Source organism: Hydrotalea sp. AMD (assembly GCF_004100315.1).
Classification (GTDB): Bacteria; Bacteroidota; Bacteroidia; order Chitinophagales; family Chitinophagaceae; genus Hydrotalea; species Hydrotalea flava.
The window spans coordinates 260,671-273,405 of record NZ_SCKY01000001.1 but is presented as its reverse complement, the minus strand read 5'-3'; the positions used below and the strand labels follow the sequence as shown (position 1 = coordinate 273,405).

8 protein-coding genes are annotated in these 12,735 nt (G+C 36.9%); 5 read left to right on the top strand and 3 right to left on the bottom strand.

Annotated features, from left to right (window positions below):
• The first annotated feature begins 23 nt into the window (after positions 1-23).
• Entirely contained in the window at positions 24-1,922 is a 1,899-nt protein-coding gene (locus EO766_RS01205) for a DUF3858 domain-containing protein (protein WP_287100626.1), read from the top strand.
• Between the two features lie 7 nt (positions 1,923-1,929).
• Here EO766_RS01205 and EO766_RS01200 read toward each other — a convergent pair whose 3' ends face one another.
• The gene (locus EO766_RS01200; protein WP_287100625.1) at positions 1,930-2,976 is read right to left on the bottom strand and encodes a serine hydrolase domain-containing protein; all 1,047 of its coding nucleotides are present in this window, start codon (positions 2,974-2,976) and stop codon (positions 1,930-1,932) included.
• A 135-nt stretch (positions 2,977-3,111) separates the two neighbouring features.
• Between EO766_RS01200 and clpB the strand changes: the two genes are divergently transcribed.
• Complete coding sequence (clpB, locus tag EO766_RS01195; RefSeq protein WP_218331055.1) at positions 3,112-5,709, top strand: ATP-dependent chaperone ClpB; 2,598 nt, start codon at positions 3,112-3,114, stop codon at positions 5,707-5,709.
• A gap of 118 nt (positions 5,710-5,827) precedes the next feature.
• The gene (locus tag EO766_RS01190; protein ID WP_075051683.1) at positions 5,828-6,406 is read left to right on the top strand and encodes a DsbA family protein; all 579 of its coding nucleotides are present in this window, start codon (positions 5,828-5,830) and stop codon (positions 6,404-6,406) included.
• 54 nt (positions 6,407-6,460) lie between these two features.
• Here the strand turns inward: EO766_RS01190 and EO766_RS01185 are convergent, their stop codons facing one another.
• Entirely contained in the window at positions 6,461-8,335 is a 1,875-nt protein-coding gene (locus tag EO766_RS01185) for a M1 family metallopeptidase (RefSeq protein ID WP_287100624.1), read from the bottom strand.
• Between the two features lie 215 nt (positions 8,336-8,550).
• Here EO766_RS01185 and EO766_RS01180 point away from each other — a divergent pair, with 215 nt between their 5' ends.
• Positions 8,551-10,536, top strand: coding sequence for a S9 family peptidase (locus tag EO766_RS01180; protein WP_075051686.1), 1,986 nt, complete (start codon positions 8,551-8,553; stop codon positions 10,534-10,536).
• Between the two features lie 79 nt (positions 10,537-10,615).
• Here EO766_RS01180 and EO766_RS01175 read toward each other — a convergent pair whose 3' ends face one another.
• Positions 10,616-11,512: an NIPSNAP family protein gene (locus tag EO766_RS01175; protein ID WP_143439724.1), complete on the bottom strand. Its 897-nt coding sequence runs from the start codon at positions 11,510-11,512 to the stop codon at positions 10,616-10,618.
• A gap of 270 nt (positions 11,513-11,782) precedes the next feature.
• Between EO766_RS01175 and EO766_RS01170 the strand changes: the two genes are divergently transcribed.
• Positions 11,783-12,649: a DUF4382 domain-containing protein gene (locus EO766_RS01170; protein ID WP_287100623.1), complete on the top strand. Its 867-nt coding sequence runs from the start codon at positions 11,783-11,785 to the stop codon at positions 12,647-12,649.
• Positions 12,650-12,735 lie beyond the last annotated feature (86 nt).

Below are 12,735 nucleotides of genomic sequence, written 5' to 3'. Positions count from 1 at the left end.
TTAAAGTATGTAAAATCAATTCGATGAAATTGATCCTGCTATTCTCTTTATTTTTTCTTTGTATACAAAATAATGCACAATCATTAGATGTTCATCTCATTCCCGATTCTATTACGGCCAATGCAAATGCCGTAGTGCGATATGATAATACTATCGTTACTATTGATAATGAAAGCAAGGTAGTAGTTCACCATAACTATGCTATTACGGTATTGAATCAAAAAGGGAATGATTATGCCGTATACTTAAATACCTATGACCAAATGAATATGTTAAGAGATATTTCAGGTACCCTTTTTGATGCTTCTGGAAAGAAATTAAAAAGTATGAAAAAAAAAGATATTGATGATGTTCCGGTGAATGATAACATGAGTTTGGTGCTCGATGACCGTAGAAAATCCTATGATTTTTTTTATCGTTCTTATCCCTATACTGTTGTGTATAATGATGAGGAAATACATACTCAAACCTTTCAATTACCCAACTGGCAACCTTTGGCAGGTAGTAATATTAGCGTAGAGCAAAGTAGTTTTAGCGTAACTTTTCCATCTGAATTGTATGTCAATTACAAAGTTTTGCAAAAAGAAATGTTGCATTTTGATTCCGTTATAGTCAATAATACCAAAACATATACCTGGCTGCTTAATTTTAAAAAAGCTATTCATCGAGAACTATTTCAGCCCAATGTATTCCAAACAGATCCGTTTGTTTTCATCACCCTGCCTGTGTTTCAGCTGCAAAATTATACAGGCAGTATGCAGAGTTGGCAATCGTTTGGAAAATTTATCAATCAGTTAAATGCCGGGCATGATATGTTACCCGATAATATTAAACAGCAGGTGCATCTGCTTACAGATCACTTACAAAATCAGCAGCAAAAAATTGTTACTTTGTACCAATATCTTCAAAAAAATACACGTTATATCAATATTGCATTAGGAATAGGAGGTTGGCAACCTTTTGATTGTAAATATGTATCGGATAACAAATATGGCGATTGTAAAGCACTTTCTAATTTCATGGTGGCACTCTTAAAAGAAGCAGGTATAAAAGCTTATTATGTGCTCATCAGTGCAACGGATAGGCATTTGCCTATATGGAAAGATTTTCCATGTGGTTATTTTAATCATGCTACTGTATGTGTGCCTGATGGGCAAGATTCCATATGGTTAGAGTGTACCAGTTCATCCGTAGCACCGGGATTTGCAAGCCATTTTACTGATGATAGAGATGCATTACTGATTACTGATTCAGGTGGTATTGTAGTGCATACGCCCACTTATTCTATGCATGACAATCAACAAAACCGGGTGGTACATGCAACCATTGATGAAAGAGGGAACATGCAGGCTCAAGTGCATACCCTTTATACTGGTCAGGCTATTGATGATGTACATGAATTATTGAATGTTGGTATACCGGAAAAGATACAACAATATTATAATCAGAATTTTAACTTACCTACGTATAACGTTCAACATATTCAATTAGAGGAGCAAAAAAGTATCATTCCGGTTGTGAAAGAAAGTTTTGAAATTATTGTAAATGGATTTGCGGCAGTTATGGGGAAGCGACTATTTATAAAACCTGATATTTTTAATAAATGGGAACTAAAATTATTGCCTGATGAAACGAGGAAATATCCCATTGTATTGAAAGAAAATTTTTTACATACCGATTCTGTTTTTATCACTATACCCACTGGTTATGAAATAGAATCACTGCCGAAACCACAAAGTATTCATACCATTTTTGGCGATTATGCCATACAGTTTATTTATAATAATAACGAAATTGAAGTGATCAGATATCAGACAGGCATCAAACAACAGTTTCCGGCTACTGATTATGAAAAATTGGTTGATTTTTATAATGTCATGTATTTAAATGATCATGCTCAAGTGGTGCTTAAGAAAATTTAAATGTTTTTTATTCACAATGTCCCGGTAATAGCTCATCAATTGTGGTTTTCAAATTAAGATATACATCTTTCTTCTGATCAACGTTTTTGCTTTTTTCAAAAATTAATGCGGCATAATTGTGGCAACGATCAATCCATGGATAACAACCCATAGCGCCGGGTGATGCCATGGCACTAGTAATACCCTGCGCATTACAGCCAATTATCCATGCTCCCAAACCATAATTATATCCGGCTGCAATGGCCGGTGCATATTGAATCATAGACAAATTAGTTTCCGCTTTCTCCATTTCTTCTATGGCTTTTTCACTCAAAATTCTTTTATTATTGAAGACCCCATTATTTAATAACATGGCCAAAAAGTTCATGTAATCAGCAGCGGTAGTAACAGCCCCATCCGATGGATTTACAGCACGATTACTATAAAAAGACGAATTGCGCATATTCAGCGGCCTGAAAATTCTTTCAGCCATTAATTGGTCAAACTGCTTTTTACTAATCACTTCTACAACACGGGCAGCAATGTTTAACCCAATATTAGAGTATCGAAATGCTACACCAGGGTTATCCTGAATTTCCCGTTTCGATGCAAATGCATTCACCTCTTCTTCTAAAGTGGCGTATTTGTTTTTTTGTAATACACTTACAATCCCGGGTGGCGATTGAATGCCTGTTAAATGGCTTAAGCACTGCCTAATGGTAATATAGGCTTTTCCATAAGTGGCAAAAATGGGTAAGTAGGTACTTACTTTATCATCTAAACCCAGTTTACCCTGTTCAACAAAAGTCATTACCAAAGCTGCTGTAAGCCATTTGCTGCAACCCGCAATAGGCAATTGTGTGTTGGTTTTTAAATCGCCTTCTTCCTGCTTAAAAATTATTTTACCCCCTTTGTATACCATGCAAACATAGTTTTTGCCAATCTCTTTTTTAGCGGCAGTTAATTGTTTTTGCAAGGGTTCAAAATTATATTGTCCGTAACTTACCTGAAAGAATAGCAGCATGCCAATAACAAGACTGACTTTACAGCAGGTTTTAACGTTTTTTACCGACATATTTTCCATATTTTATGGTTGGATTATGATTTGTGAATGTAAAGAAAACAGTAAAAACCGTATGAATTGTTATAAGGTTTAACTTTTTAAAAACGATTATATCTATTTTCAATCATTAACACCAATTTTAAACATATGAATTTGAATAACTATACTATTAAAGCACAGGAAACCATTCAGGCCGCTCAGCAGTTGGCTTACAATGCGGGTAATCCGAACATTGAAACCAACCATTTATTAAAAGCACTATTAACTGATGAAGACAGTTCTATTGCCTATTTACTGAAAAAAAATAATGTAAATGTTGCTTTTGTTATTAATAAAACTGAGGAGAGCATTGCCAAACTTCCAAAAGTACAAGGCGTGGAACCTGCTCAGGCTTTGGGCAGGGAATTAAATAATGCCCTGTTAAAAGCCAATGCATCCTTAAAACAATTTGGCGATGAGTTTGTAAGTGTAGAACATTTGTTGCTGGGAATTATGCAGATGAATGATGATGCGGCTAAAATTTTAAAAGATGCCGGATTAACGGAAAAGGGATTTGTAGCGGCGGTAAAAGAATTACGGAAAGGTGCTACCGTTAACTCTCAAACACAATCGCAACAATTCAATATACTTCCAAAATATGCTAAAAATTTAAATGAATTAGCTAGCAATGGAAAATTAGATCCTGTTATTGGAAGAGATGAAGAGATTAGAAGAACCCTGCATATTTTATCGCGCCGTTCTAAAAACAATCCAATATTGGTTGGTGAACCGGGCGTAGGTAAAACAGCTATAGCAGAGGGATTGGCCATGCGTATTGTAAATGGCGATGTGCCCGAAAATTTAAAAAGTAAAATTATTTATGCATTAGATATGGGGCAGTTAATTGCCGGTGCAAAATATAAAGGTGAGTTTGAAGAAAGGTTGAAAGGTGTTGTGAAAGAAGTGGCCGAAAGTGAAGGCGAAATTATTTTGTTTATTGATGAAATTCATACTCTTATTGGCGCCGGTGGAGGAGAAGGAGCCATGGATGCGGCCAATATTTTAAAACCTGCTTTAGCTCGTGGCGAATTAAGAGCCATTGGTGCAACCACTTTAAATGAATATCAAAAATATTTTGAAAAAGATAAGGCTTTGGAACGTCGTTTCCAAAAAGTAGTGGTAGATGAACCCTCTGTTGAAGATGCTGTTTCTATTTTACGGGGCATCAAAGACAGATATGAAACGCACCACCATGTTCGCATTAAAGATGAAGCTATTATTGCAGCAGTCGAATTATCGAACCGGTACATAACCGATCGCTTTTTGCCCGATAAAGCCATTGATTTAATTGATGAGAGTGCCGCCAAACTTAGGCTGGAAATGAATTCTATGCCGGAAGAGTTAGATAAATTAGAAAGAAACATACGCCAGTTAGAAATTGAAAGAGAAGCCATTAAACGTGAAGATGATGAAGCGAAACTAAAAGAATTGAATCAGGAAATTTCGGTGTTGAGTGTTGAACGCGATACCTTAAAAGCTAAGTGGAAACAGGAAAAGGAAATTGTTGAAAAAATACAAAATGCCAAAGCAGCTATTGAATCATTGAAATTAGAAGCTGAACGTGCTGAACGGGAAGGCGATTATGGTAAAGTAGCCGAAATAAGGTATGGAAAAATCAAAGAAATGGAAGCACAAATTGTGCAATTAACCAAAGAACTGGATGAGGTATCACCCGAAAAGCGTTTATTAAAAGAAGAAGTAGATGCAGAAGATATTGCAGAGTCTGTAGCCAAGGCAACCGGAATTCCATTAACTAAAATGCTGCAAAGTGAACGGGAAAAATTATTAAATTTAGAAGATGAGTTGCATAAACGAGTTGTTGGTCAGGATGAAGCCATTACTGCCGTTGCCGATGCCATTAGAAGAAGTCGTGCCGGATTACAGGATCCTAAAAAGCCCATTGGTTCATTTATTTTTCTGGGTACAACCGGTGTTGGTAAAACAGAATTAGCCAAAGCATTAGCCGATTATTTGTTCGATGATGAAAACATGATGACCCGGATTGATATGAGTGAATATCAGGAAAAGCATACCGTATCTCGTTTAGTGGGTGCACCTCCGGGTTATGTTGGATACGACGAAGGAGGGCAACTAACTGAAGCTGTACGGCGTAAACCCTATTCCGTTGTGTTGTTAGATGAAATTGAAAAGGCGCATCCCGATGTGTTTAATGTATTGTTACAGGTGTTAGATGATGGCCGGTTAACCGATAACAAAGGCCGTACCGTTAATTTTAAAAATACCATCATCATCATGACCAGTAACATGGGTAGCCAGATTATTCAGGATGCTTTTGAAAATGTAAACGAAAAAAATAAAGAGGAAGTTGTTGAAAAAGCAAAAGTGGAAGTATTAAATCTATTGAAGCAAACCATTCGTCCTGAATTTTTAAACAGGGTAGACGAGGTAATTATGTTCCAGCCGTTAATGAAAGATGATATTAAAGGAATTGTAAACATACAGTTAAAGAATTTACAGGATTTGGTTGCTGCCAATGGAATACATATTGATTTTAGTGATTATTTGATTGATTATCTGGCTGAAAATGGGTTTGACCCTCAATTTGGAGCAAGACCTTTAAAACGCTTAATTCAAAAGGCTATTGTGAACCAATTGAGCAAGAAAATACTTGCTGGTGAAGTGGATAAATTAAAGCCGGTATTAGTAGATGTATTTGATGGGGTAGTAGTATTTAGAAACGAGTAGTTGTAATAAAGAAAAACACTATTTGATTGTTTTTGCGTTAATTATGCTACTTTGCGCCCAAAATTCAGTAAAATAAGCTGATTTTAATTCATTTTTTTATCGATTAAATAGTGTAATAATGGCAATGAAACCCAAAGAGGCACTCATAATTATTGAACCAAAAGATATATATGTAGGCAAAGATACTGCGCCTGTAACTTTAATGATGTTTGGTGATTATGAAAGTGATGCCTGTGCGGCTGCTAATGAAGTGGTAAAACAGGTATTGGAAAAATATCCGGATGATGTTAGATTAAATTTCAGACATTTCCCTTTAACCAATATTCATCAACGGGCTTTAAAAGCTGGCGAGGCAGCTGTTGCAGCAGGGCAGGAAGGTAAATTTTGGCCTATGCATAATTTACTGTTTCAGAACAGGCATAATTTGGGTACCATTACTTTAAAATCTTATGCAAGGGAAGCGGGTGTTACCAGTAAAGTATTTTTAGATGATTTGATGAACTCAACTTTTGGATGGCAGGTTCGTGGCGATATTAGTTATGGCCAGCAAAAAGGGGTAAAAGAGGTACCCACTTTCTTCCTGAATGATGAACGTTATACTGATTCCATTACATTAGCCGGATTTTCAAAAGCGATTGATGCTATTTTGGCTTCGGGAGGTTCTAAAACAAAAAAGGCCACTAAAAAAAGGGCCTAATGATAATGGATATTTGAAAGCCTGTGTTCCATGCTCATAAAACACAGGCTTTTTTTATTGTGCCTGCCAACTATTGTCTTTTGTGTTGGCATCCATAAATATACCACCGTCAATTTTTAACGATTGAATGCTTTTGTTAGTTTCAATAGCAATACTGGCTTGCTTTTCATTGGTTTTCCAGATAAAAGCATTTTGGTGTATAGCATCTGTACTTCCATCGGTGTAAGTAACCATTACATCAAACGGCGCATCAAATCCACCGATATTGTTAATACTAACGGTGTACCCTTTGCTATTTTTAGTAATATTTTGAATGGCTAAATCAATGTACCCGTTCGTGAAATACCAATTTTGCCAAAACCAATTTAAGTTCTGCCCCGAGGCATCGTTAAACGTGTTGAAAAAATCCCATGGAAAGGGGTGCTTACCGTGCCAGCGGTTCATATAGGTATGTAAACATTTTTTAAACAAATCATCACCCAACATATCTTTAACAGCTAAATAGCCTAGCGATGCCTTTCCATAGGCATTATTACCATAGGCAAGACCTCTCAAAATATTAGCAGGTGTAATAATGGGAATATCTTCTTCTGCCGATGGATCGTTAATCCAACTACGCACTCTAAAACTTTGATAAAAATTTGCTGCAACTTTTGGCCCCAAATCTGCCTGTCCAATCAGGTATTCAAAGGTAGTAGCCCAACCTTCATCCATAAAGCCAAAACGGTTTTCATTAATGCCCATATAAAATGGAAAATAGGAGTGTGCAATTTCGTGTTCTGCTACAAAACGCGAAAAAACCGGGTCATCATTCGTACCGTCATTTACCATCATGGGGTATTCCATATCTGCATAACCCTGGCATACCGTTATTTTAGGAAAAGGATAAGGCACTCCGGGCCAGTTTTTTGAAAACCAGTCAATGGCATGATGAGCAAAGTTTATCATTTGATGGAAATCTTTTGCAGTATCGTTGTATGCCGATTGCACACTCACTCTTTCCCGGTTTGGGGCAACTGCAATACTGGCCGCATCCCAAACATAATGATCACTCACGCATAAAGCCATATCCGTGATGTTGTCTGCACTAAATTTCCAGGTATTGTTTTTTTGTTGTGTTACTTTCCCCTGCAACATTTCATTCAGAGTGGCAATAGAAATGGTAGAGTCTGTTTCCTGCGCCTGTTCTAACCGTTCAATGATATTAGGTGCCAGCACTTCTTTTGGATTGTTTAAATTACCGGTTGCCCATACCACAAAATTTTTGGGTACAGTTACTTGCAAACGATAGTTATTAAAATCATTGTAAAATTCCTGCTGATCGGTAAAATCTTCTTTATCCCATCCATTGTAATCGTCATAAACAGCCACTCTTGGATAAAAATAAGCCAGATAAAAAGTGGTGGAATCAATCATACCTTCTCTGCCGCTTTCCAATGATGCATCATAATGCCAGTCAATATGCAATTGAACAGAATCTTTAGGCATTAATTTTTGGGGAAAGCGTAATGCCTGCCAGGTAGCATGATAATTGGGTTCCTGCCATTCTATTGTTTTACCATTTACGCTAACTTTATCAATATGTACACCGGATGTTAAGTAATTGGCCGATGCATCATTATAGCGTAATGCGCCGGGTTTGTGTATATTTAAAATTAATTTTATAATTAAATAGGCAAGTGAGTCTGGGCTGTTGTTAAAATAAGTAATATCTTCTGATCCACGAACGGTTCTGAAAGGCGGTGATACTTGTAATGCTATAGCATAGTTGCCGGTATTTTGCCAGTAATGTACACCAGGCATGCCATTGGCCGATCGGGTTTGTTGTGTATAGGCCTTTTTTATATTTCGAGGCATATATAATGGCTGTGCAAAAATTTGTATGACCAGCAGCATGGAGCAAATGACAATGAAAGTTTTTTTCTGCATCTGAAATTTTTTAAAGATGAAAGTTATTTCATTCTATTCATTTTTCAGGAACGGAATTATATGAGTGGCACATGGCTTAAGGATGTTTGTAATATATTTACAACAAAAAAATACCCTGTTCATGTGAAATGATCATACGCGAAAGGTGGGTGTAATATCATTCGTTTACAGGGAACCAAAAATTGAATCAATCACTTAAACAGAAATATATGCACATGAAAAAATGGATATTGCCCGTAGTGCTTTTTATAAGTGGCAGTTCGGTTGTAATGGCACAGTCATCATCAAAACGCAGTTTACTGCCAACGGATATTTATCGGATAAAAAATGTATCAGATCCACAAGTATCGCCCGATGGAAAATGGATAGCTTACACCGTTAGTATGGCCGATAGTGCTAAAGATAAGCGCAATACAGATATCTGGATGGTGAGTTGGGATGGGCATCAGACTGTACAGCTTACCCATACACCTGAATCGGAATCAATGCCCAGATGGAGCCCAGATGGGAAATATCTTTCGTTTGTGTCAGCACGAATGGGAAATGCAATGGCGCAAATTTGGCTTTTAGACAGGCGTGGAGGTGAGGCAAAACAAATTACCCATTTAAAAGGAGATTTGGATGAATATGTTTGGAGTCCGGATGGTAAACAAATTCTTTTAACCATGAAAGACCAGGATTTTTCTGATACAGCCTCTACAAAAACCAGAAAACCTTACGTAATAGATCGCTACCATTTTAAAGAAGATATTACGGGTTATTTAGACAACCGGCATACCCATTTATATTTGTTTGATGTACAGGCCGAAAAGTTAGATACATTAACAAAGGGCCAGTTTGATGAAAGTGCTCCGGCTTGGAGTCCCGATAGTAAACGTATTGCTTTTGTAAGCAACAGAACGGCTGATCCTGATAAGAATGATAATACCGATATATGGTTGATGAATGCCGAAAAAGGAGCTTCTTTACAACAAGTAACTACTTGGCCGGGCAGTGATACGCGTCCTATGTGGAGTCCCGACGGGCAATCGATTGCTTATTTACAATCCAGCAGCAATGAGGCTTTTACCATGTATGGCCAAAATATTTTAGTGGTTGTGCCTGCCAATGGTGGAACACCTGTGTTGTTAACCACTGCTATTGACAGACCTGTTTCAAATCAGCAATGGGCCGCCGATGGCAAGTATATCTATTGTTTGATAACTGATAACAGAAAAAAATATCTTGCAAAAGTAGAACTGGCTACCCAAAAAATACAACCACTTGTGGAGGGTGAATTTTGTTTGGAAAGATTAAATATGAGTGATAATAAATCGCAAATGGCAGCGCTTTGGAGCGATCCCTATCATCCTTATGAAGTGGTGGTGATAGAAGGAAATGCCATGCACCAGATAACGCACATGAATGATGATTTTATGCAATCACTTACCCTGGCTAAAGTAGAAGGCTTTACATCAGTAAGTAAAGATGGAACAAAAGTTCCCTGCCTGTTATTTACGCCTCCGGGTATGGATAATGCTACTAAGTTATCTGCCATATTTTATATACATGGTGGCCCGGTAGCGCAAGATGACTATGCTTTTGATTTTACAAGGCAAGTTTTAGCAGCAGGGAATTTTGCTGTGATAGGTGTTAATTACAGAGGTAGTAACGGTAGTGGCTTGGCTTATATTAAAGCCATTTATGCAGATTGGGGTAATAAAGAAGTGATGGATATAACAGGCGCAGCAGATTATTTAATTAAAGCCGGAAAAATTGATGGAAACAGAATGGGAATTAGCGGTTGGAGTTATGGTGGTATTTCAACCAATTATACCATTGCTACCGATAACAGGTTTAAGGCAGCGGCCAGCGGTGCAGGCAGTTCCTTGCAATTAAGTATGTATGGCTTCGATCAATACATTACACAATACGAAACAGAATTAGGGAAGCCATGGGAACATCCTGAAAAATGGATGGCATTGTCTTATCCTTTTTTTCACGTAAACAAAATTAAAACACCAACATTATTTATGGCCAGTGAAAAAGATTTTAACGTACCTACCATTGGCGCAGAGCAAATGTATCAGGCATTAAAATCAATTGGTGTACCCACTGAATTGGTGATTTATCCGGGGCAACATCATGGCATTATCAAACCCTCTTATCAGGTTGATCGGTTAGAGCGGTATTTGGTATGGTTTAAACAATACTTACAATAGCTTACTATTGAAATAATCACAAAAAAACCTGATGCACTCTGCTCAGGTTTTTTTATGCAAATAGGCTAAAGTTTGTTGTTTAAAAATCTGAAAAAGATGTAGGATGCAGTAAATAAATATTAGCAGTAGAAACAGTATGCTGATATTCCGGTAAAGCAGATAATGTTTTCCAGGCCGGACTGTCGCCAAATGCTTTCCAATGCGCATCTCTGTCTGATATATTATTAAATGTTGTCATGTACATTAAGTCGGGCATATGGCAGCCTGATAAAACTTCTGCATAAAAAACTGCATTAAAATTGAGGCTTTTAAAAATATTGATTTCACCACCTTCATTAAACATTTTCACCTTTTGGTGATAGAAGGTTTCGTTAGAACCCTCATAACTTCTTAATTCATAAATACGTTCGGTAAGTGGGCCAGTTAATTGAGGTAAGGCAAACGTTGGATGATCTTTAAATGCTCTTAGCACTATGGTTTCAATTCTCTGATAAGGAGGGGTGTTATAAGCAGCCTGCAAATAAGTTGTACCATTTTTTTGCAGGTTACCATCTTTTAATAATTCATCATCCAGCAACAATAGTTTTTGTACAACTGTATTTGGGATAAAAACATATACACGTTTGTCGGTAGCCGTATCGTTATCATATCTTGTAAATACGCCAATTTTTTCAAAACCATGTTGGTGTAAGGCAGGTAAATATGCTTTTTCTAAATAATCATTTACCATGTTTACCTGGTCAGTGCTTTTACAATGGTAAACTTTAATAAGGTAATAATCTTTTTTCTGTTTTTCTTTTTGTGCTTTCAATGAATTTGAAATTGCTGCAATAAAAAATAAAGACAAAGCCAGCATGCTTTTTTGAGCCAGTCGTTTCATATGGTTTGATTTATCAGTTACAAAATGGTAGCTATTGGATATTGGATATTGGTTATGATTGTGTTTGGTTTTGTAAGTACAATCAGGACTATCCATTTTTTAAATTCAGCCTGCAAGCTACATTTTGTAGTGCTCCGATGCAAGTACATTTCAATTATTCCTGCGTTTTGTTAAGCATTTCTGTTATTATTTGAGGAATATCAATTGTTGGGCTTATTTATACTGGATGAATTTTTAAGTTTTTTTTAAGCTCGTTTGGGCAACAAAATAACTGAACGGGTATCTTTTCATTAAATATTGGCTCGTTTTTTGGAAACAATAATTAAACTGTATCCATGTAATCATTTTTACTTAAAATTTTACGCAATGAAAAACAAAATCGGCATGGTTGGGCTGCTGTTATCAGCCATTTTTATTTGGGCTGCCTGCTCAAAAAGTAATTCAGTTCAGGTACCACCCGGTACACAACAGGTAAGTTTGTATATGACGGATGGCCCTGGTTTCTTTGATCATGTGTATTTAGACATTGATTCGGTTATGGTATTGGTAGACACATCCACCAATACCCGAAACAATGATACTACCAATTGGGATCATGTAGGGGAAGATGATGAGCACCATCATCCCGAAGGAAGTTTTGTTTGGGAAAATTTACACGTACAGCCGGGAGTTTATGATATTCTTTCTTTAAGTAATGGCGTAGATACGCTGTTGGCATCTGCTAATATTAAGGCCGGTTCTATCCGCTTAATTAGAATTAATCTGGGCACCAGAAATTCATTGGTTAAAAACAGTGTAACATACCCATTAAATCTTTTGCCGGGTTCAAAAGGTTATGTATTAATACAATTAAAAGGAGATGAATGGGATGAATACCAGCCCGGTGCATCCAGACTTTGGTTAGATTTTGATGTAGCCAGATCTGTTGTTCAGTGGAATAATCAGTTTTATTTGAAACCCGTTTTCCATTTCTTTACTGAAGCTACTACAGGTAGTATTGCAGGTGCTGTATTGCCCTACAATGCCTATCCGGTGTTAAGCATTTACAGTGGTACCGATACGGCCTATGCATTGCCCAATAAAAAGGGACAATTTAAAGTGCGTGGTTTAAAAAGCGGTTCGTACAGCGTTTTCATCAACGCATCCAATGGGTATAAAGACACTACTATTAATAACATTAATATTAGCGGTAATAGTAATGTAAATATTGGGGTTATTCAATTACACCAATAAGCAAAATTTTTCCTCCTGAAAATTTGGCACCGAAGCAGCAATGCTTCGGTGCTTTTCTTAATCATAATTATGTTTCTTATAACGGT

Bases quoted from the DNA above. Each gene is read 5' to 3' on its own strand.
- EO766_RS01205 (WP_287100626.1), top strand. From the start codon at position 24: ATGAAATTGATCCTGCTATTCTCTTTATTTTTTCTTTGTATACAAAAT.
- clpB (WP_218331055.1), top strand. From the start codon at position 3,112: ATGAATTTGAATAACTATACTATTAAAGCACAGGAAACCATTCAGGCC.
- EO766_RS01185 (WP_287100624.1), bottom strand. From the start codon at position 8,335: ATGCAGAAAAAAACTTTCATTGTCATTTGCTCCATGCTGCTGGTCATA.
- EO766_RS01190 (WP_075051683.1), top strand. From the start codon at position 5,828: ATGGCAATGAAACCCAAAGAGGCACTCATAATTATTGAACCAAAAGAT.
- EO766_RS01200 (WP_287100625.1), bottom strand. From the start codon at position 2,976: ATGTCGGTAAAAAACGTTAAAACCTGCTGTAAAGTCAGTCTTGTTATT.
- EO766_RS01170 (WP_287100623.1), top strand. From the start codon at position 11,783: ATGAAAAACAAAATCGGCATGGTTGGGCTGCTGTTATCAGCCATTTTT.
- EO766_RS01175 (WP_143439724.1), bottom strand. From the start codon at position 11,512: ATGGATAGTCCTGATTGTACTTACAAAACCAAACACAATCATAACCAA.
- EO766_RS01180 (WP_075051686.1), top strand. From the start codon at position 8,551: ATGAAAAAATGGATATTGCCCGTAGTGCTTTTTATAAGTGGCAGTTCG.